Annotated in this window: 17 protein-coding genes and 2 pseudogenes; 3 read left to right on the plus strand and 16 right to left on the minus strand. The window is 64.7% G+C overall.

The features are described 5' to 3' along the window. Positions 1-2: 2 nt before the first annotated feature. Together cyoB and cyoA are read right to left on the minus strand one after the other, a co-directional pair. The gene (gene cyoB, locus CU110_RS13450; protein ID WP_077379077.1) at positions 3-2012 is read right to left on the minus strand and encodes a cytochrome o ubiquinol oxidase subunit I; all 2010 of its coding nucleotides are present in this window, start codon (positions 2010-2012) and stop codon (positions 3-5) included. A 46-nt stretch (positions 2013-2058) separates the two neighbouring features. After that, positions 2059-2970: a ubiquinol oxidase subunit II gene (cyoA, locus tag CU110_RS13455; RefSeq protein WP_127736317.1), complete on the minus strand. Its 912-nt coding sequence runs from the start codon at positions 2968-2970 to the stop codon at positions 2059-2061. Positions 2971-3205: 235 nt separating this feature from the next. Here cyoA and CU110_RS13460 point away from each other — a divergent pair, with 235 nt between their 5' ends. Next, the gene (locus CU110_RS13460) at positions 3206-3736 is read left to right on the plus strand and encodes a flavin reductase family protein (RefSeq protein ID WP_346427196.1); all 531 of its coding nucleotides are present in this window, start codon (positions 3206-3208) and stop codon (positions 3734-3736) included. Positions 3737-4056: 320 nt separating this feature from the next. Here the strand turns inward: CU110_RS13460 and CU110_RS17310 are convergent, their stop codons facing one another. The 4 genes and pseudogenes from CU110_RS17310 to CU110_RS13470 all read right to left on the minus strand — a co-directional run bounded on the left by CU110_RS17310 (position 4057) and on the right by CU110_RS13470 (position 6482). Next, a complete protein-coding gene (locus tag CU110_RS17310) occupies positions 4057-4677 on the minus strand; it encodes a molybdopterin dinucleotide binding domain-containing protein (RefSeq protein ID WP_240665396.1) in 621 nt (206 codons plus the stop codon). Positions 4678-4816: 139 nt separating this feature from the next. Continuing rightward, positions 4817-4882, minus strand: a pseudogene (locus tag CU110_RS18095) (hypothetical protein); the annotation flags it as partial. Continuing rightward, a complete protein-coding gene (locus CU110_RS17315; protein ID WP_346427143.1) occupies positions 4879-5184 on the minus strand; it encodes a molybdopterin-dependent oxidoreductase in 306 nt (101 codons plus the stop codon). The pseudogene CU110_RS18095 and the gene CU110_RS17315, both read right to left, overlap by 4 nt. Further along, positions 5172-6482, minus strand: coding sequence for an NAD(P)H-dependent oxidoreductase subunit E (locus CU110_RS13470; RefSeq protein WP_127736323.1), 1311 nt, complete (start codon positions 6480-6482; stop codon positions 5172-5174). The genes CU110_RS17315 and CU110_RS13470 overlap by 13 nt, the downstream gene beginning before the upstream one ends. A 333-nt stretch (positions 6483-6815) precedes the next feature. Between CU110_RS13470 and CU110_RS13475 the strand changes: the two are divergent. Further along, positions 6816-8280 (plus strand): annotated as a pseudogene (locus CU110_RS13475) (BCCT family transporter). Positions 8281-8378: 98 nt separating this feature from the next. On the opposite strand, the gene CU110_RS13480 reads toward CU110_RS13475, so the two are convergent. After that, positions 8379-8750 (minus strand): DUF4168 domain-containing protein, encoded by a 372-nt coding sequence (locus tag CU110_RS13480; RefSeq protein WP_240665397.1) that lies wholly within the window; start codon positions 8748-8750, stop codon positions 8379-8381. Between the two features lie 177 nt (positions 8751-8927). Between CU110_RS13480 and CU110_RS13485 the strand changes: the two genes are divergently transcribed. Further along, entirely contained in the window at positions 8928-9404 is a 477-nt protein-coding gene (locus CU110_RS13485) for a DUF4174 domain-containing protein (protein WP_127736326.1), read from the plus strand. Between the two features lie 66 nt (positions 9405-9470). On the opposite strand, the gene CU110_RS13490 is transcribed toward CU110_RS13485, so the two are convergent. The 9 genes from CU110_RS13490 to fghA all read right to left on the minus strand — a co-directional run bounded on the left by CU110_RS13490 (position 9471) and on the right by fghA (position 21471). Next, the gene (locus tag CU110_RS13490; RefSeq protein ID WP_084209351.1) at positions 9471-10364 is read right to left on the minus strand and encodes a hypothetical protein; all 894 of its coding nucleotides are present in this window, start codon (positions 10362-10364) and stop codon (positions 9471-9473) included. Next, on the minus strand, positions 10361-11863 hold the full coding sequence (locus tag CU110_RS13495) for an electron transfer flavoprotein subunit alpha/FixB family protein (protein WP_127736329.1): 1503 nt from the start codon (positions 11861-11863) through the stop codon (positions 10361-10363). Before CU110_RS13495 ends, CU110_RS13490 begins: the two co-directional genes overlap by 4 nt. Then, a complete protein-coding gene (locus tag CU110_RS13500) occupies positions 11790-14009 on the minus strand; it encodes a (Fe-S)-binding protein (protein WP_127736331.1) in 2220 nt (739 codons plus the stop codon). The genes CU110_RS13495 and CU110_RS13500 overlap by 74 nt, the downstream gene beginning before the upstream one ends. A 4-nt stretch (positions 14010-14013) precedes the next feature. Next, the gene (dgcA, locus tag CU110_RS13505; protein WP_077379051.1) at positions 14014-16092 is read right to left on the minus strand and encodes a dimethylglycine demethylation protein DgcA; all 2079 of its coding nucleotides are present in this window, start codon (positions 16090-16092) and stop codon (positions 14014-14016) included. Positions 16093-16320: 228 nt separating this feature from the next. After that, the gene (locus CU110_RS13510; protein ID WP_043333737.1) at positions 16321-16857 is read right to left on the minus strand and encodes a DUF5943 domain-containing protein; all 537 of its coding nucleotides are present in this window, start codon (positions 16855-16857) and stop codon (positions 16321-16323) included. Positions 16858-16980: 123 nt separating this feature from the next. Beyond that, positions 16981-17991 carry a dipeptidase gene (locus CU110_RS13515; protein WP_077379049.1) on the minus strand — a complete coding sequence of 337 codons (1011 nt, stop codon included), beginning with the start codon at positions 17989-17991 and terminating at the stop codon, positions 16981-16983. Positions 17992-18239: 248 nt separating this feature from the next. After that, positions 18240-19010 (minus strand): monofunctional biosynthetic peptidoglycan transglycosylase, encoded by a 771-nt coding sequence (mtgA, locus tag CU110_RS13520; protein ID WP_127736931.1) that lies wholly within the window; start codon positions 19008-19010, stop codon positions 18240-18242. A gap of 2 nt (positions 19011-19012) precedes the next feature. Further along, positions 19013-20185, minus strand: coding sequence for a GlxA family transcriptional regulator (locus CU110_RS13525; RefSeq protein ID WP_240665580.1), 1173 nt, complete (start codon positions 20183-20185; stop codon positions 19013-19015). Between the two features lie 422 nt (positions 20186-20607). Beyond that, complete coding sequence (fghA, locus tag CU110_RS13530) at positions 20608-21471, minus strand: S-formylglutathione hydrolase (RefSeq protein ID WP_084209355.1); 864 nt, start codon at positions 21469-21471, stop codon at positions 20608-20610. Positions 21472-21498: the final 27 nt, after the last annotated feature.

Consider the following 21498-nt stretch of genomic DNA (forward strand, 5'->3'; position numbering starts at 1 on the left):
GATTACCCCTGAACCACTGTGTCGTTAGGTGTGCGGGCGCTGGGCAGGGCACGACGCTCGCGACCTTCGCGCTCGACACGCTCCACTTCCTCGACGGACACGTAGTAGTCGATGTCATAGTTGAAGGTGCGCACGATGAAGCTGACGGCCATGCCGACCAGCCCGACCACAGCCATCCACCAGATGTGCCAGATCAGCGCGAAACCGAACACCAGGCTGAAGGCGGAGATGATGACACCGGCCGCTGCGTTGCGCGGCATGTGGATCGGCGCATAAGGCTTCTTGGCCTCCTGCTCGATACCGCGTTCCTTCATTTCCCAGAACTCGTCGAGTTCAGAGACCTGCGGCTCGTGAGCGAAGTTGTAGAACGGTGCCGGTGAAGTGGTGCTCCACTCCAGCGTACGCGCGCCCCAGATATCGCCAGTGGTGTCCTGCAGCTTCTTGCGGTCCTTGATGCTGACCGCGATCTGGATCACGGTGCACGCGATACCGATCATGATCAGGCAGGCACCGATGAAGGCGACGACCAGGTACGGCACCCACAGCGGGTTGTCGACGTGCTGCAGACGACGGGTCATGCCCATGAAGCCGAGGATGTACAGCGGCATGAAGGCGAGGTAGAAGCCAGTGATCCAGAACCAGAAGGAACGCTTGCCCCACTTCTCGCACAGCATGAAGCCGGTCGCTTTCGGGAACCAGTAGGTGATACCGGCCATCGCACCGAAGACCACGCCGCCGATGATGACGTTGTGGAAGTGGGCGATCAGGAACAGCGAGTTGTGCAGGACGTAGTTGGCGCCCGGCACGGCCAGCAGGACACCGGTCATGCCACCGATGGTGAAGGTGACCATGAAGCCGAGGGTCCACAGCACCGGAGAGGTCATCTCGACACGACCGCGGTACATGGTGAACAGCCAGTTGAAGATCTTCACGCCCGTCGGGATCGAGATGATCATCGTCGCGATACCGAAGAAGGCATTCACGTCAGCGCCGGCACCCATGGTGAAGAAGTGGTGCAGCCAGACGATGAACGACAGGATCGTGATGACGATGGTCGCCCACACCAGAGAGGTGTAACCGAACAGCTTCTTCTTGGAGAAGGTGGAGATGACTTCGGAGAACACACCGAAGACCGGCAGCACCAGGATGTACACCTCAGGATGGCCCCAGGCCCAGATGAGGTTGACGTACATCATCATGTTTCCACCAAGGTCATTGGTGAAGAAGTGGAAATCAAGATAACGGTCGAGCGTCAGCATCGCGATGGTCGCGGTCAGGATCGGGAAGGCCGCGATGATCAGGACGTTGGCGCACAGTGCGGTCCAGGTGAAGACCGGCATTTTCATCAGGGTCATGCCCGGCGCACGCATCTTGAGGATGGTGGCGACGAAGTTGACACCTGTCAGCAGGGTACCGACACCGGAAATCTGCAATGACCAGATCCAGTAATCCACCCCGACCCCGGGACTGTAATTGGCCCCCGACAACGGCGGATAGGCCAGCCAGCCGGTCTTGGCGAACTCGCCCAGACCCAGCGAGATGTTGACCAGCAGCGCGCCGACCACGAACAGCCAGAAGCTCAGCGAGTTCAGGAACGGGAACGCCACGTCACGTGCGCCGATCTGCAGCGGCACGACGACGTTGATCAGACCGATGACCAGCGGCATCGCCACGAAGAAGATCATGATCACGCCGTGGGCAGTGAAGATCTGGTCGTAGTGATCCGGGGGCAGATAGCCGTGACCGCCGGTGGACGCCAGCATCTGCTGGGAACGCATCATGATCGCATCGGAGAAACCACGAATCAGCATCACCAGCGCGACGATGATGTACATCATGCCGATCTTCTTGTGATCGACAGAGGTGAACCACTCATTCCACAGGTAGGCCCACTTTTTCTTTACCGTGATGAAGCCGAACAGGGCTGCACCACCGAGGATTACCGCCGCAAGCACGATCATGACGATCGGCTCGTGATACGGAACAGCCTCTATTGTGAGTTTTCCAAGCATTGCTTATTCCTCGGTTGCCATCGCAGATTCAGCGTGACCGGCAGCGTCATGGCCTGACATGTCGTGGGCGGACTCGCCGTGCCGCTCTGCCCCCCATCTTCATGTCACCCATGCCCAGCTCCATGCCATCCATGTAGGGCGCCATGATCTGTTCGTACAGATTCGGCTTGACCTGACCATAGAAGGTGGGTGCCACGTCTTCGCTCGGCTCCTTGAGTGCCTCGTAGCCGGCGTCATCCAGCACCTTGCTGCTGCCACGCGCTTTCTCGATCCAGGCGTCGAAGTCGCCTTCGCTCATCACATGCGCCTTGAAGTGCATGTCAGCGAAGCCGGCGCCGCTGTAGCTGGCAGAGATACCGTCATAGGTACCCACTTCGTTGCCGATCAGGTGCAGGCGGTTTTCCATGCCTGCCATCGCGTAGATCTGGCTGCCGAGCTGCGGGACGAAGAACGAGTTCATCACGGTCTCGGAGGTGATGTGGAAGCGCACCTGGCGATCCACCGGCATGGCCAGCTCATTGACTGTCGCGATGCCCTGCTCCGGATAGATGAACAGCCACTTCCAGTCCATCGACACGACCTGAACCTCGATCGGCTCGCCGCCATCCTGGATCTCGGCACGCGGGTCCAGCTCATGCGTGCTCTTCCAGGTCAGGATGCCCAGCGCGAGGATGATCAGGCACGGAATGCCCCAGACCACGATCTCGATCTTGGTGGAATGCGCCCAGTTGGGCGTATAGGTCGCCTTGCTCTGCTTGGTATCGCGATAGCGCCAAGCAAACCACAGCGTCATGAAGATGACCGGGACAACGACCACGAGCATCAGGTAGGTAGCAGTCAGAATCAGCGACTTCTCGGATTCACCGATGGGTCCCTTGGGATCGAAGAGCACGGCATCACAGCCGGACAGCATCAACAATCCCGCGAGGATGGGGAGTCCCCGCAGAGCCCCCCGCATTAGGCTTTTTCTCATCTCACGACCTCGTTGGAACACGCCATGACGTCATGACGAGCCCACATGTGGAACACAGCGTTCGAAGAAATGACCAACAGGAAGCCGTCGATCGTTCGAACGAAATCAGAGGATTTCCCGCAGGCGGGCCCCCTCCGCCAGCCATGCCCTGCTCGACGCCGACCAGCTACCCGCCAGCATTCTCTATCGGCTGTTCTCGGGCAGCATCGCGCCGCGGCCCATTGCCTGGGTCTCGACGATCGATGCCGCCGGCAATGCCAACCTGGCGCCGTTCTCGTTCTTCACCGTGGCAAGCGTCAATCCACCGGTGCTGGCCTTCAGCCCGCTGCGCAACGGCGAAGGGCGTACCAAGGACACTCTCGACAACCTCGGACAGGTGGCGGAATGTGTCATCCATATCGGGGGCGAGGCCATGAGCGAGGCACTCAATCTCACCAGTGCCAGCCTCGCGGCCAGCGAGGATGAATTCGCCCACGCCGGCTTGAACAAGCTAGCCATGCCGCCGCTGCAGGTCCCCCGCGTGGACGGCGCGCCGATCGCCTTCGGTTGCCGACTCCGCGACATCATCCACCTGGGAGACCAGCCCCTGTCCGGCTCACTGGTGCTCGCCGAGGTCGTGGTGGTCCATGCAGACCCCGAGGTCTGGGATGGCCGCCATGTCGACAATGAGGTGCTGCGCGCCATCGGGCGCATGGCCGGCAGCGATTATGCGCGCACCGACAGTCTCTTCAGCCTTGAGCGACCTGCCTGATCCGCGCAGGCATGTTCGGAAATCTGCACGCCCAGTGCCACCAGCCGCTCACGAAAGTCTTCGTGATCAATCAGCTCCACGATCATCATCGTCATTCTCCTTGCTCGCTGACGGCGGGCATTGTCATTGGTATTGACCCACTCGCTCGCTGACGGCGGGCATTGTCATTGGTATTGACCCACTCTGTTCTGAGCATGGCCCTTCTGAGGATAGCCGAAACGTGCGGCGGGCTGTCTCCGACATTCTGGTCAGACCGAGGCACGCCCTGCGTATCCGCCAGCGCCACTGCCATAGGCATTTGCGCCAGACGTGCCCTGCCCTCAGGTGTCCAGACTGGCCGAAGCAGATTCGGCTCTGGCCAGGCGGCAGGCGGCGTACTTGAACTCGGGGATCTTGCCCACCGGGTCCAGCGCCGGATTGGTCAGCAGGTTGGCGGCGGCCTCGGCGTAGCAGAATGGCACGAAGACCATGCCGGCCGGCGTCAGCGGGTCCGCGCGGGTGGCCAGCGTGATCTGACCGCGCCGCGTGGTGATCGAGAGCGCCTCCCCCGCCGCGATCCCCAGTCGCTCCAGCTCGACGGGGTTGAGCGTGGCCACGGCGGCAGGTTCCAGACTGTCGAGCACGTACGCGCGGCGCGTCATCGAGCCGGTATGCCAGTGCTCCAGCTGACGGCCGGTGGTCAGTACCGTCGGATAGTCGTCATCCAGCGTCTCATCCGGCGGCGTGGGCCAGGTCGGCACGAAGCGGGCCCGACCGCTGGCGCGCGGGAAGCCATCGCCGAACACCACATCCTCACCCTCGCCCCCCGGCGTCAGGCACGGGTAGGTCACCGAGTTCTCCTCGGACAGCCGCGCCCAGTCGATGTTGTCGAGGGAATCCATGCCCTGCTGCATCTCGGCGTAGATCTCCTGCGGCCCGGCGTAATCCCAGGCAAGCCCCATGCGCCGCGCCCGGTGTGGCCGAGAGCGACGTATCCCACAGCGCTTCCAGTCGCGCGCGCGCCGCCGTGTCACCCTGCCCGCGCAGCGGGTGCAGGCCGGTGCCTTCACGCCCGACATGACCACACACCAGCGCCAGCGCGATCAGACAGCGGGCATTGTCGGTGCCGTGGGTGTGCTGCGAGATGCCCATGCCCCAGAAGATCATCGCGCGCTCGGCCGTCGCGTCCCTTCGGTGATGATGACGTTGAGCATGGCATTGAACAGCGCCACGTCCGCCCCCGGCGTGAACTGGATCGAGCGATGCGCATGACGCCGCAGCGCCAGCGCACGCGGGTCGATCACCACGATGCGCGTGCCTCGCCTGGCGGCGCGCTTGAAGAAGGTGGCGGCCACCGGATGATTGACGCCCGGGTTGCAGCCGGTCAGCACGATGAGATCGGACTGCTCGGCCTGCATGAAGGAGGCGCTCACGCCGCCCGAGCCGACGCCTTCCATCAGCGCCGCCACTGAACTTGCATGACACAGCCGCGTGCAGTGATCGACCCGGCCGGTGCCAGATACATGCCCGGGCGTCTGACGCGCCCGGAGAGCGAGAAGCTGCGCAGCCCCTGACGCCCCTGGCGTCCGGCTGCCACGTATGGCGCGTGCCCTTCGCGATGGAGCCGCGCGATCCAGTAGACCGTCTCGACGTTGTTGACCAGGGTCGGGCGTCCGAACAGCCCGCACTGGGCCACGAAGGGCGGACGCTGGCGCGGCTTGCCGGGCTTGCCTTCCAGCGACTCGATCAGCGCCGATTCCTCGCCGCAGATATAGGCCCCGGCGCCACGCCGCAGATGGATGAAGCCGGGCGCGACGATGCCTGCGGCTTCCAGCTCCGCGATGCACTCGCGCAGCACGTCATTCAGGGTCGGGTACTCGTCGCGCAGGTAAAGGTAGAGCGCCTCGGCCTCGATGGCATGCGCACTGGCCAGCGCGCCCTCGAGAAAGGTGTGCGGCTCACGCTCCAGATAGCAGCGGTCCTTGAAGGTGCCGGGCTCGCCCTCATCGGCATTGATCACGCAATAGCGCGGCCCTGCCTCGGCACGCACGAAGCCCCACTTGCGAAACGTCGGGAAGCCCGCTCCACCCAGGCCACGCAGACCGGCCTGTTCGATCATCTGCGCCAGGTCATCGATGCTGACCTCACCGCCCTCCAGCGCGGCGAGCAGCCCATAACCGCCACTGGCGCGATATTCCGCCAGCCGCGGATAGTCGAGACTCGCGGCCGGCGCGGCATGCACATGGCCCTCGGCGATCGCCGCCGTGACGCCTTCCACGCTGGCGTGGCCCAGATGGCAATGCCCGACCTCCGCCACCGGCGCACTGTCACAGCGCCCCATGCAGGGTGCCCGCAGCACGCGCACCTGTTCGGGGTCCAGCCCGGAGGCGAGGCCGGCACGCAGGGCCTCGGAGCCGGCCAGCTGACAGGACAGCGAATCACAGACACGCACGGTCAGTGCCGCAGGCGGCGTCTCGCCATCGCGCACCACGGTGAAATGGGCATAGAAGGTGGCCGTCTCGTAGACCTCGGCCATCGGCAGGCGCATCCACTCGGCCAGCGCGCGCAGATGGGCCAGCGTCAGATAGCCGACCTCATCATTGAGCACGTGAAGATATTCGAGCAGAAGGTCACGCTGCGCCGGGGCATCGCCCAGCAGGCGCTGCACCTCGGCCCAGGCCTCGGCATCCAGCGGGCGGCCGCGCAACTGGCTGCGCGAACGGCGACGAGCGACGGGGGTCGGCTCGGTCAGGGTCTCAGGCGTCATGGCGGCACCACATTGTTATCGTTTTCCTTCACTGTAGATCGCAATCTACAAAGCGGGCAGAGCCGCGACAACCGCCTCCCCCGCCGAATCGCCTCGCATGTCAGTCACGCACATGTCGGCGTCGTATCCAGCTAACTCACCCTCGCCCAGCCCTCACACAATCACCGAGGCCCGACGGCGACCTGTCCCGCAGTCAGAATCGCCACCGCGCTCCGGCTTGCCACTCCACCCCCTTCCCTCATCGCAGCCACGGGAGACACCCGCGACAACGCCTCGACTCGCCCCACCCGCCCTGCTCGGATGGCGACACCAATAACAACATGAGGTCACCACATGTCATCGAATCCGTATGACACGGACTACGAGATCGGCCAGGACAATGTCCAGGTCATGGGTCTCGATGTGCATAACCCCGTCTTCGCGATCAGCGCCGTGCTGATCGTCAGCTTCATCCTGTTTGCCATCGTCTTCCCTGCGGGCGCGGAAAGTGCCCTGGGCGGCGCCAAGGCCTGGTCCATCGCGCATGGTGACTGGCTGTTCATGCTGGCCGGCAACCTCTTCGTGCTGTTCTGCCTGCTGCTGATCATTCACCCGGTGGGCAAGCTGCGCCTGGGCGGCCAGAAGGCGACTCCCGAGTTCTCGACGCATTCGTGGTTCGCGATGCTGTTCGCCGCCGGCATGGGCATCGGTCTGATGTTCTGGAGCGTCGCCGAGCCGGTGGCCTATTACACCGACTGGTACGGCACGCCGCTGAATGCGCCTGCCGGCACGCCGGAGGGCGCTCGCGCCGCGCTGGGTGCCACCATGTATCACTGGGGCCTGCATCCCTGGGCCATCTACGCCGTGGTGGGTCTGTCGCTGGCCTTCTTCACCTACAACAAGGGCCTGCCGCTGACCCCAGGCGGCCTCGGGGCTGGATTACCTGTTCGGCATCGGCGATGGCCTGCCGACCCAGATCGCGATCATCATCCTGGTGACCCTGGTCGCCATCTACTCGGTCAGTCGCGGCCTGGATGGCGGGGTGAAGCTGCTCTCCAACATCAACATGATCATCGCCGCCGTACTGATCATCTTCATCCTCATCTTCGGGCCGACGCTGGCCATCCTCACGGGACTTGGCACCACGACACTCAGCTATGTGCAATACCTGCTGCCGCTGTCCAACTGGATCGATCGCCCGGACGAGAGCTGGTTCCACGGCTGGACCGTCTTCTACTGGGCGTGGTGGATTTCCTGGTCGCCGTTCGTCGGCATGTTCATCGCGCGTGTCTCGCGCGGCCGCACGGTGCGCGAATTCGTCACCGCCGTGCTGCTGGTACCGACACTCGTCACCATCGTGTGGATGTCCGTCTTCGGGGGCACGGCGCTGGAACAGGCCATCAATGGGGTCGGCGCGCTGGCCAACGGCATCGATTCCGTGTCACTGGCCATGTTCCAGATGCTCGACAACCTGCCGCTGTCCGGCGTGGCGTCCTTCATCGCCATCCTGCTGGTGCTGGTGTTCTTCGTCACGTCCTCGGATTCCGGCTCCCTGGTGATCGACTCGATCACTGCCGGCGGCAAGGTGGATGCACCGGTCAGCCAGCGAGTCTTCTGGGCGGCGATGGAGGGACTGATTGCCGGTGCCCTGCTGTACGGCGGGGGAAGTGCCGCACTCGGCTCATTGCAAGCCGGTGCCATCGCGACAGGCTTGCCGTTCACGCTGGTGCTGCTGGTGATGTGCTATTCGCTGTTCCGTGGTCTGATGCAGGAAAGGAAGGCGCAGGACGCGCTCGCCCGTCCGGTCACCGGTGCCTGACATGCGGCGCTGACCGGATCATGAGCACAAAAAAACGCCGCCCCCGGCAACCGGGGGCGGCGTTTTCATTGGATGACCCGAACGTCATCCAGGCAAGATCAGGAGTTTTCCTGAGCCAGCTTCTGCACCTTCTTCATCAGGTCCGGGTTGTTCTGCACCGCTTGACCGATGGAGTTGAAGGTCGCGACTTCCAGACCGGAGTCCTCGACCGCGCTGACCATCTCGTCATTGGCTTCCTGACGGACGCTCTGCTTTTCGGTCTCGTCGTCAGCTTCCTGCAGCTTGCCGGCGAAATCCTGGGAAATGCGTGCGATCTCCTGAGAGGCAGCAGCGAACTGTTCCAACTGCGCATCGCTGAAGTCACCGGCCTGAGCCTGTGTCGCCTGAGCAGGAGCCTGACCCTGGGCCGGTGCGTCAGCAGCGAACGCCGGCGCAGACATCATGCCCGCAGAGATCAGGGCAGCCGTCATGTATGCAGTCATCCGTTTCATTGCAACCTCCAGCTGTGCCTACTGGCCGGACTGTTCACGAGTCTCCCCGCCCAGGCCCTCAGCCTGCTGGATGAGAATCCGCAGCTGAATGCGCCCGCCGAGACTTCCGCAGGGGCGCCGCCACCGCCCTCTCCACCAGACACGGTAGATACCACCATGACCGCCGCCAACGTCGACCCCGCCGCCAATCCGCTGCTGGGCGAGACCTGGAACCGTCGCTCGCTGGTGCTGGTCGCACCAGATGAACAGGACCGTGAGCTGGAGCGCCAGCGTGATGAGCTGCGCGCCACGCGTGGCGAGATGCAGCAGCGCGATGTCACGCTCTATACGCTGATGGGCACGCGCGGCATCCACGATGGCGTGCCGATGAGCTTCGAGGAGGTTCGCGCCCTGCGTGATGCCATGCAGCTGCGCGAGGGCGCGCCCTTCACCGTCATCCTGATCGGCAAGGACGGTGGCAAGAAGATGCAGCTGGAGGGGTTCGTCGCACCGGACCAGATCTATCAGGTGATCGACAGCATGCCGATGCGCCAGCGCGAAGCCGGCAAGGCCACCCGTCAGACCTCCTCGGGCAGCGAGGAACATACCTCGCCCGCGCCGTTGGATGACGAGGATTGGCAGTGGGATGAATGACACGCCTGAACGACGAAACGCCCCTGCCAGCCGAGCTGACAGGGGCGTTTTCATGTCTGCGCAACTTCAGCGCAGCACGCCTTCCTCGCGCAGCAGCTTGAGGATTTCCGCCGCGCCCTCCTCGGCACTCACGCCTTCCAGACGCTTGCCGCTGCCACCCTCGGCCTTGGCGGCCGCGGCCTTGAAGCGGTCCCGCGCGCTGATCGCCTTGATGCGTTTCAAGCGCTTGGGACGCTTGCGAGCCGGGGCCACGCTGAAGGCCTCCGCCACCGCGTCATGGGCAAGCTCACCGCTTGCCAGTGAGGCAAGTTCACCGCGCCGCGCCTGCGCGAAGGCCGACTGACGTGCCGCCGGCGCGGCGGCATCGACGCTGACAAGTGCCGGCAGCTTCACCCGCAGTCGCCGCCGCTGACCACGCGGCAAGGCCTGCAAGGCGGTGAGATGCGCGCCATCGCAGCTCTCGATCGCGACGATGCCCTCCACCAGCGGCCAGCCGAGGCTCTCCGCCAGCAGATGCGGCAGCAGGCCACTGCCCTCGCCGGTCTCACTCTGGCCACCGCACACCACCAGCTGCGGTGCCGCCTGCTTGAGGCGCGTCACCAACAGCGGCCAGACATCGACGACGTATTGACTGTCAGAAGCTTCAAGCGAATCAACAGCCTTGAGCGAATCGGGAGCCACCAGTGTGAGTGACTCCAGGCCCATGCCCAGATAACCGCGCAGTGCCTGGTCCTGCTCGCTGCCGGGCGCGATCTTGCTGCCACTGGCGTGCCAGGCGCTGAGGCTGACGGCACCGGGTGCCGACTGGCGCTCCAATGCCAGACACAGCTCCAGCGCGCGAGCGTCCTGCTCGGCGCGCCGCAGACGCCCCGAGACCGGATGCTGCCCCAGCGATACCAGACTCACGACCTCAAGCGGCGCCGAGGCCTGCTGCGCAACAGACGAATGATCTGCCTTCATGTCCTTCTCCTTTCTCCTGTCGCAGGCGCGAGTTCAGGCCGCGTCGGCGGCAAGCGTGGCGGATGACGGGCTGGATGACGCGCCGCCGAGGCACCACCTGCCGCCTGGGCGTCACCACCGGCACCGCGTTCGGCCTCGAGCTGCTGACAGAGACTGGCGAGGATCGCCCCGGCATCGCCGATCACCGACAGATCCGCGCGCTTGACCATGTCACAGCCGCCATCGAGATTGATCGCCACCACCTTGTCGCAGCGCTGGATGCCCTGCAGATGCTGGATGGCCCCCGAGATGCCCACCGCCACGTACACCCGCGCCGTCACCCAGGTACCGGTGGCACCGACCTGACGGGCACGCGGCATGAAGCCGTCATCCACCGCCACCCGCGAGGCGCCTTCGGTGGCGCCCAGCAGACTGGCGGCACGGTGGAAGCCATCCCAGTCGCGAATGCCGTTGCCCGCCGAGAGAATGAATTCGGCCTCGCCCAGCGCGATCGCGGAGGGATCGACCGCCACCGGGCCAAGATCCTCGATCACGTCTGGCACGGCGTGCGCGGTGCTGGCTGCCTCCCACTCAAGCGGCAGCGCGGCGTGGCGCACATCTTCCACCGGCTCGGCGCATTCCGCCTCGCACAGCAGGATACGGGTCAGCGCGCGGGTCAGGTCCTGCTGACCATTGCCGCTGCGCCCGGTGACGTTCACCTCGGCAAGCTCGCCACGCCCGATGGCCGCAAGCTCGCCCTCGAGTTGATAGACATTGCCGCTGGGCCGCGCCAGCGCATCGCCCGTGCACAGCAGGCGCGCACCGAGACGTCGGCCACGCTCACCGCCGCCAGTGCGGGATTCCGGCAGCAACCACAGCCGTGGTGCCAGGCGTGTATCAATGGCCTCAAGCTCCGCCAGCTGGGCCAGCGGCGCGTAACCATCGTGGACACTGTCGGCAAAGTGCAGCCAGCGATCGGCACCTGCCGCACCGAGTCCGACACTGTCGGCGGCGTCACCCTCCTCGCGCAAGGTGCCGAAGGTGACGGCCAACACCGCCCCCTGATGGGCGGGGTCGGCATCGGCGATCTGACGCGCCAGCCCCAGCACATCGCGGTCGTGGCTCGAGAGTCGCCCGCCGGTCATGTCCGGCACCACCGCGATCAGGAAGGCGGGTGATGCGATCTCGACCAGCGGCAGCACGCGCGCCTTGGCAACGACGGCGGCCTGACCGGCACCTGCCGCGACAGGCCCGGAGCGGCCACTGCGATCGATGCGCTTGCGGCCATTGGCGGCGATGAAGTGGCCGACGTGGGGATTGCGACGCATCACGCCCTTCGGGCCCATCCAGCGCTCCTGAGGAGTGGCCGCGCCTCGGCCCAGCGCCTGCAGCGCGCTGAGATGCTCCGGGTGCAGACGATTGCGTGCCTGCTGCTCCAGGCGCGGGTCACGGCGTGGCAGTGGCTCGCGCTCGGATGGGTGTGGATGCTCGGTTGCTTGTGGATCGACGGGGATCGTCATGCCGCCACCTCCGCGTCAGTGGGCTGCGTGCCGTGAACAAGCCCTGAGTGGACGCATCCGCTACCAGCGCCCGCGCCATCAGCTCCGCCAGATCCAGCACCTGGGGTTCGGCTTCACCGGCCGGCGCCACCACGCCTTCCAGCATCGCGGTGCACTGCGGGCAGCCCACCGCCACTACCTCGGCGCCGGTCTCGCGCACGTCACCCATGCGCATGTCGGGGATACGCTGCTTGCCGGGGATGTCCGTCACTGGCGCGCCACCGCCGCCACCACAGCAACGTGAGCGGAAGCCGGAGCGCTGCATCTCGCGCACTTCAAGACCCAGCGCCGCCAGCAAGGTGCGCGGCGCCTCGAATTCCCCGTTGTAGCGACCCAGATAGCAGGGGTCATGCCAGGTGACCGAGCCGAGCGTGGCCAGCTTGCTGGCATCCAGACTCAGACGTCCCGCCGCCAGCATCTCGTTCATGTAGCTGGTGTGGTGATTGACGAGGTAGTCGCCACCGAAGGCGGCATATTCACGTCCCAGCACATGGAAGCTGTGCGGATCGCAGGTGATGATGCGCACGAAGCGGTACTTCGACAGGGTGGCGATATTGCGTGTGGCCAGCGACTGGAAGGTCGCCTCGTCACCCAGACGGCGTGCCACGTCTCCACTGTCACGCTCCTCGGCACCGAGGATGGCGAAATCGACCCTGGCCGCGCGCAGCACCTGCACGAAGGCGCGCAGCGTGCGCTGGTTGCGCATGTCGAAGGCACCATCGCCCAGCCACAGCAGCGCTTCCACCGGACGTGGATCACGCGCCGCTTCCCGAGCGGCCTGAACCTCGGCGATGCGCGGCAGGTCAAGATCCGCCGCCCAGTGCAGGCGCGCCTCGAGCGCGAAACCGCCCGGATTGTCGGTGGCGATGAGATTGTCGAGCACCTCGACGCCCTTGCCCGGGGTCGCGCCCTGCTCCAGCGTCATGTGACGCCGCATGTCGACGATGGCATCGACGTGCTCGATCATCATCGGGCACTCCTCGGCGCAGGCACGACAGGTGGTGCAGGCCCACAGGGTTTCCGGCTCGACCAGTACCGTGAATTCATGATTTAGCTTGTCGGAGTCACTTTTCGTACCAGAAGCGTCCGCCTGAGTTGCCGGGCGAGCATGCGGAGAGGCCCCGACGATGGCCTGCTGCGGGCCGCCGCCATGCTGGCCGGGCGCGCGCTTCGGCTCATCGCCCGGATAGGGCGAACCAGCGTAGGCGGCATCGCTGCCACCGGCCATGCCCACCACCATGTCCTGGATCAGCTTCTTGGGATTGAGCGGCTGACCGGCCGCGAAGGCCGGACACACCGCTTCACAGCGCCCGCATTGCACGCAGGCATCGAAGCCCAGCAGCTGACGCCAGTTGAAGTCGGCAGGCTTGCCGACGCCCAGCGGTGCCTCGGGATCGGAAAGATCCAGCGGCAGCAGCGCGCTGTCGCGGATGCCAGCGCTGTCACGGGTGCTGAAACGTGCCGGACGCCGATGGAAGGCCAGATGCAGCGCGCCCGCGAAGGCATGCTTCATCGGCCCGGTGATGCGCGAGCCGCCACCGGTCATGCCGACGATCATCTCGAGCAGCCCCCAGGCGATCCCCGCCACCAGCACCAGCCCGAGGATACCGCCGGAGATCATGCCGCCGACGCCATCCGGCAGCACCAGTGACAGACTCATCACGAACAGGCTAGCGGAGAACGCCAGCAGGCTTTTTGGCAGACGCATCCACGGACCACGCGACAGGCGCGCCGGCGGGTCGAGACGACGACGACGCACGAACAGCGCACCAGCGAACATCGCGCCACTGGCCAGCAGCAGCAAGACGCCCAGCCAGGCGGAGTCGATGCCGAAGCCGTAGACCACCACCATCAGCAGCGCTGCGGCCACGAAGCCACCTCCGGTGGCGACGTGGGTATTGGCCATGTAGCGGTCCCGCGCGACCACGTGGTGCAGGTCCACCCCGTAGCGGCGCGGCACCTTGGCCAGGCTCGCGATCAGCTCTCCCACGCTCATGGACGTGGCATCCGCCCGCCCCTGGCGCCACAGGCCGATGCGCTTGACCGCACCGATGGCGGCCAGCGCCAAGGCGGCGAAGATCAACACCGACAACACTGTTTCGTTCACGCGATCAGAAATCCTTGCACAGGCGCAGGGCGTCATAGATGGCGGCGTGGGTGTTGCGCGGTGCATTGCAGTCGCCGAGACGGAACAGCAGGTAATCATCCCCATCGGTGGCCTGACTCAGGCACGGCTGCGGCTTGATGGCGTAGAGCGACTCGACGTCGATCTGGCCCTTGTTGAGCGAGCCATCCTTGAAGGCGTAGTAGAGCGCTTCATCGGGGCGCACGCCGTTCTCGACCACGATCTGGTCGACGACGCGTTCTTCCAGCGTGCCGGTGTATTCATTCTCGAGCACCGCCACCAGTCCCTCGCCTTCGCGGTAGACCTCATGCAGCACCATGTCGGAGGTCATCACGACTTCCTTGGCATACAGGCTGCGGTAATAGGTCGGGAAGGTGGTGCCGCCGACCGCCGCCCCCGGCTTGATGTCATCGGTGACGATCTCGACCCTGGCGCCCTTGGTGGCCAGATAATCGGCCACCGAGACACCGGAGAATTCGCAGATGCTGTCGTAGATCAGCACGTTGCTGCCCGGCGCGACACGCCCGTCCAGCACGTCCCAGGAAGAGACGATCAGGCTCTTGGCCGGGTCCTCGTCGTAGCCCCAGGATTCGAACTGCTCCATGAACGGACGGCCGCCCACCGCCAGGATCACCACGTCAGCGCGCAGGTCACGGATGGTCGCTTCATCGGCGCGGGTGCCCAGGCGCAGGTCGACCTTCAGACGCGCCAGCTCCAGCTGATACCAGCGGGTGATACCGGCGATCTGGTCACGCTGCGGCGCCTTGGAAGCCGTGGTGATCTGGCCACCCAGCTCTTCCTTCGCCTCGAAGAGCGTCACGGCATGGCCACGCTCGGCACACACGCGGGCCGCTTCCATGCCGGCCGGACCGCCGCCGACGATGACGACCTTGCGCACCGGACCGCTGGTCTTCTCGATCTCGTGCGGCAGGCCCATGTATTCGCGTGACGTCGCGGCATTCTGGATGCACAGCACATCCAGGCCCTGATACTGACGGTCGATGCAGTAGTTGGCACCGACGCACTGCTTGATCTGGTCGAGCTGGCCCATCTTGATCTTGGCGATGATGTGCGGGTCGGCGATGTGCGCGCGGGTCATGCCGACCATGTCGACATAGCCGCCTTCCAGAATGCGCTCGGCCTGATTGGGGTCCTTGATGTTCTGGGCGTGGATCACCGGAATCTTGACCACTTCCTTGATGCCGGAGGCCAGATGCAGGAAGGGTTCCGGCGGGTAGGACATGTTGGGAATGACGTTGGCGAGGCTGTTGTGGGTATCACAGCCGGAGCCGATCACGCCGAAGAAATCGAGCAGACCCGTGGCGTCGTAATAGGCCGCGATCTGCTTCATGTCGTCATGCGACAGGCCATCGGGATGGAATTCATCACCACAGATGCGCATGCCGACCACGAAGTCGTCGCCGACCTCGGCGCGCACCGCCTTGAGCACCTCGATACCGAACTTCATGCGACCCTCGAAGCTGCCGCCCCATTCATCGGTGCGCTTGTTGACGCGCGGGCTCCAGAACTGGTCGATCAGGTGCTGGTGCACGGCGGACAGCTCGACGCCGTCCAGGCCGCCTTCCTTGGCACGCCGCGCCGCCTGGGCGAAGTCGGCGATGATGCGCTGGATCTCTTCGACTTCGATGGTCTTGCAGGTGGAGCGGTGCACCGGCTCGCGGATACCGGACGGCGACATCAGCGAGGTCCAGTCGAAACCGTCCCAGCGTGAGCGACGGCCCATGTGGGTAATCTGGATCATGATCTTGCCGCCATGCTTGTGCACGGCATCGGCCAGATTCTGGAAATGCGGAATGATGCGGTCGGTCGACAGGTTGACGGAGCTCCACCAGCCCTGCGGGCTGTCGATGGAGACCACCGAGGAGCCACCACAGATGCACAGGCCACACCCGCCCTTGGCCTTCTCTTCGTAGTAGCGCACGTAGCGCTCGGTGGTCATGCCGCCATCGGTGGCATACACCTCGGCATGGGCGGTACTGACGACGCGGTTGCGGATGGTCAGCTTGCCGATCTCGATCGGCTGGAAGAGTGCGTCGAATGCCATGGTGAAAGCTCCTCGCCGGGGAGAGCGCCGCCTTGTCACGCCGGCCTGGCCTGCCCGCCGCCTCGAGTCGGGGCTCGTGGCGGCGGGCGGCGTCAGGCGTCTTGCATGTCAGGAAAGGCGGCGCTCAGGCGTTGCGTTGTCGTTGTTGTGTGTGCTGTTGCCTTTTGCCTGGGCCGGGCCTGGGCCTTGACCCGAGCCATGGAATAGAGAGTGGCGGATCTGAAAACGTCACACTGTTCCGGGAGCGACCTCGAAATACCCCACATCACAGCCTTCCTCACCACCGCTCTGGGTCTGGACGGCGACGGTGCGCAGCTCGCTGCCACGCGCGGCCAGAATCTGGTCCATCGCGCCGGCGAACCAGCCGGTGAACATGTACTCAAGCTTTGTGCCGGTCTTGCCCTGCTGATAGACGAAGCAGGAGTGCTCCAGGCGTACCTTGCAGGTGCCGCGCTCCAGATCGATCTCCTCGGTGATGAACAGACCCCAGCCGCGCTGTGACAGACGCTTCATGTAATGCTCGAAGACCTCCACCCCTACCAGGCCGTGCAACTCGGCTTCCTTCTCGCACCAGTGCCAGGCGCTCTTGTAGCCGGCGTGGTAGAGAATCTCGGCGTACTTCTCCACGCCCAGCGCCTCTTCCACCGCGACATGGTTGTTGATGAAGAAGTGACGCGGCACGTACAGCATCGGCAGTGCGTCGGAGGTCCAGACGCCGGTCTCGCTATCCACCTCGATCGGCAGTTCAGGGGCCATCTTGCTCATGTCGGTGTCCTCAAAAGGGGCTGAAAGGGAGATGCAAAAGAGAGTTCAAGAAAGAGATCAGGAGAGAGATCACGAAAGTGCGATCAAGAAAGAGCGAACCAGAAAAGGCCCAGGCAGGCAGACTCAGCCGCCCCAGACGTTTTCCAGCGTGCGCAGCCAGTTCTCGCCCATGATCTTGCGCACCTGATGCTCGCTCATGCCGCGACGCAGCAGCGCCTCGGTCAGATTGGGGAACTCGCCGATGGTGCGGATGCCTTCCGGATTGACGATCTTGCCGAAGTTGGTGAGACGACGGGCGTAGCCCTTGTCGTGGGTCAGCCACTCGAAGAAGTCCTGACCGTGTCCCTGGGTGAAATCGGTGCCGATGCCGATGGCATCCTCGCCGACCAGGTTCATCACGTATTCGATGGCCTCGACGTAGTCATCGACGGTGGCGTTGACGCCGGCCCGGAGGAAGGGGGTGAACATGGTGACGCCGACGAAGCCGCCGTGTTCGGCGATGAAGCGCAGCTCGGCATCGGACTTGTTGCGCGGGTGGTCCTTGAGACCGGCCGGCGCGCAGTGGGAGTAGCAGACAGGGACTTTCGATTCGAGGATGACTTCCTCGGAGGTCTTCGAGCCGACGTGGGAGAGATCACACATCACGCCGACGCGGTTCATCTCGGCGACCATCTCGCGCCCGAAGCCGGACAGGCCGCCATCGCGCTCGTAACAGCCGGTACCAACCAGATTCTGGGTGTTGTAGCACATCTGCACGATGCCCACGCCGAGCTGCTTGAAGACATCGACATAGCCGATCTGGTCTTCATAGGCGTTGGCATTCTGGAAGCCGTAGATGATGCCGGTCTTGCCCGCGGCCTTGGCGGCGCGGATGTCGGCGGCGGTGCGCGCCACGCAGACCAGGTCACTGCTCTCGGCGATCAGCTGGTTGCTCTTGACGATGTTGTTGACGGTCGCCTGGAAGCCTTCCCAGACCGAGACGGTGCAGTTGGCCGCACTCAGACCGCCCTTGCGCATGTCCTCGAACAGCTCGCGCTGCCACTTGGCGATCACCAGACCATCGATGACGATGCTGTCATCGTGCAGGGCGCGGGCCGCATCGGACCCACCGAAGGAGGAGGAGAATTCGGACATCATGTCGCTCCGGCGCTGGGCAGGCGGCTCTGGAAGTCAGGTCACTGCCCGTACCCGGCGGACAGGGTCTGCCGGAACACGATCTCCAGCAGGCTGTGCCAGCATAGTCCTGCCCTCTTCCCCCTCTGACGCCAGATGCGACGCGTGGCTACCGAATCGCGTCAGGACTGTCGTTTCTGAAACGACGACGCCCCGACTCGAGAGAGCCGGGGCGTCGTGGGACAGCCGAGGGTGTACCGTCAAGCCGGTCAGTGCGCGGGAGACAGCTCCTTCAGCGAAGGCAGCAGGTCCCAGCTCAACCAGCCACGCGGCTGTTCCAGCCGCTTGAGATAGCCCATGCCGAGATTGTTCATCTGGCGCCGCGTCCAGCTGGCACGCCGCTGGATATAGGCCGAGGGCTTGCCGGCATTGAAGCGAATCGGATTGGGCAGTACCGCCGCCAGCAGGCTGGCCTGATAGGCGGACAGGCTGGCGGCATCGGTATTGAAGTGATGCTCGGCCGCGGCCTCGACACCGAACACCCCCGGCCCCCACTCGGCGACGTTCAGATAGACCTCGAGAATGCGCTCCTTGGGCCAGATCACCTCGATCAGGATGGTGAACCAGACCTCCAGCCCCTTGCGCACCCAGCTGCGCCCGTTCCACAGGAAGACATTCTTGGCGGTCTGCTGGCTGATGGTGCTGGCCCCGCGCAGCCGTTCACCGGCCAGGCGCGCATCGATGGCCTTGACGATCTGATCGACATCGAAGCCGTAGTGATCGGGAAATTTCTGGTCTTCCGAGGCGATCACCGCCAGCCGGGCATTGCGGGAAATCTTCTCCATCGGCACCCAGTCATGCTGGAGCGCCATCGGCGCCCCCGAGACCAGGCTGTAGCCCCACTTCTCCAGCATCACCATCGACACCGGCAATGGCACGAAGCGCAGCAACACCACCAGGCCGATGCAGGCGACCATCCAGCAGCCCAGCACCTTGATCGCCCATGTCGCCAGCCAGCGCAGACGCTCCATCGGGCGCATCTTCACGGACGCCGCCGGCCTGCGTGTCGCGCCGCGGCGTGCCTGTGTTCGTGCCATCCCTCGCCGTCCCCTGTCGCGCGTGTCGTGGCTTGCAGTACGCCTTCCAGACTGGCCACGCCGTGCAGCTGATGATCGACATCGGCACGACACGGCACGTCAGACACGCCGGGCTGACGCTCACCACCGATACGCTCATCGCGCGGCGGCATGCCGAAGTACTCGCGGTAGCATTTGGAGAAGTGCGGCGTGGAGACGAAGCCACAGGCCGAGGCCACCTCGATGATCGACAGCGCCGTCTGCTTGAGCAGCTGACGCGCCCGTGTCAGGCGCAGCTTGAGGTAGTAGCGCGACGGTGAGCAGTGCAGATAGCGCTGGAACAGGCGCTCCAGCTGACGGCGCGAGACATCCACGTAGTGGGCCAGCTCGTCCAGACCGATGGGCTCCTCCAGATTGGCCTCCATCAGCGCGACGATTTCCAGAAGCTTGGGCTGGGTGGTGCCCAGCACGTGCTTGAGCGGTACACGCTGCTGGTCCTGCTCGCCGCGCACGCGGTCACAGATGAACATCTCGGAGATGCCCGCCGCCAGCTCGCGGCCATGCTCGCGGGCGATCATGGTCAATACCATGTCCATCGGCGCGGTGCCGCCCGAGGCGGTGGCACGCTGCTGGTCGATGGAGAACAGTCGCGTGGTCAGCGGTACGCGCGGGAAGGCCTCCTGCATGGCCGCCAGACACTCCCAGTGAATGCTGGTCTCGTGACCTTCCAGCAGCCCGGCCTGCGCCAGCGCCCAGCTGCCGGTACACACGGCGCCCAGCTGACGGCCAGCGCGCGCCTGGGCCTGCAGCCAGCTGACATGCGGGCGCTGCACCGCCCGCTGGATACCGACGCCGCCACAGACGATGGCCATGTCCAGCGCCGGGCAGGTCTCGGCCGACACATCCGGCGTGACCTGCAGACCATCGCTGGCACGCACGGGCATGCCTTCCAGGGTCACGGTGTACCAGCGATACAGCTCACGTCCGGCCAGCTGATTGGCCATGCGCAGCGGTTCGACCGCCGAGGCCAGCGAGATGAGCGTGAAGCTGTCGAGCAACAGGAAGCCGATGGTCTGCGGCTGGCGTGTCTCGCCGGCCGCGACCCGAAGGAGTCCGATAACGTCAGGGGTGTCGTGAATCACTGCTTGGACGTCGTGCGTTGTCCACCTCTCGACAGTAAACCATCGCCCTGATACCGCGCAGCGATTAAATCGCCGCTGCACGGCAAATCATCGTTGCTGTACGGCACAGAATAACGCCGTGATTGGCTGACATCGACGCGATATAACCGCGAGCCACGAAAACCGCCCTTCATAGCGAAAGGTTCTGAAAGGCGGTGTCGCTCATGACGGAAAAACGACAGCCCCGACATCCTGTGATGGATGCCGGGGCTGTCGTTTCTGTCTTTCACGCAGGTTCTCTGCTCGGGGAGCGATCCCCTGTGGCTGGCCATGTCACATCACACTTTTCATCTCTACCGGCCACCACACTCACACCTCAAAGGAGGTGTTTCGCATGCTTCGCATGCCTTTTCATCTTCATTGGCTACCATCCTCACACCTCAAAGGAGGTGTTTCGCATGGTAGGTCAGATGCTCATCGATGAAGCTGGCCATGAAGAAGTAGCTGTGATCATAGCCGGGCTGGCGACGCAGGATCAGCGGGTGGTCCTGCTCGGCGCAGACCGCCTCCAGACGCTCCGGCTTGAGCTGCTCTTCCAGGAACTGGTCATTCTCGCCCTGCTCGACGAACAGCTCCTGACGCGCGGCACCGCTGTTGCCCGCCTGCTTGACCAGCTCGCAGGTATCCCACTGCGCCCACTGGGTGCGGTCATCGCCGAGATAGCCGCTGAAGGCCTTCTCGCCCCACGGGCAGGCCATCGGATTGGCGATCGGCGCGAAGGCGGAGACCGAGCGATAGCGCCCCGGATTCTTCAGCGCGCAGATCAGCGCGCCGTGGCCGCCCATGGAGTGACCGGAGATGGACTCGCGTTCGCCATCCACCGGGAAGTGACGCTTGACGAGCGCCGGCAACTCCTCGGTGACGTAGTCGTACATGCGGTAATGGCGCGCCCACGGCTCGCGGGTGGCATTGACGTAGAAGCCGGCACCGCTGCCGAAGTCATAGCTCTCGTCTTCGCCGGGCAGGTCCACGCCACGCGGGCTGGTGTCCGGGCAGATCAGGGCGATGCCCAGCTCGGCTGCCTTGCGCTGCGCGCCGGCCTTCTGCATGAAGTTCTCGTCAGTGCAGGTCAGCCCCGACAGCCACCACAGCATCGGCACCGGGCCCTGTTCGGCCTGCGGCGGCAGATAGATGGCGAACACCATGTCGCAATCCAGACTGCCGCTGCGGTGACGGTAACGCTTGAGCCAGCCACCATGCACCTTGTTGGCGCTGACCAGCTCGAGTTGTTCGGTCGCGGTCATCATGCTCTCCCTTGTGATATCGCCAGA

Source organism: Cobetia sp. ICG0124 (assembly GCF_004006355.1).
GTDB classification, from domain to species: Bacteria; Pseudomonadota; Gammaproteobacteria; order Pseudomonadales; family Halomonadaceae; genus Cobetia; species Cobetia marina.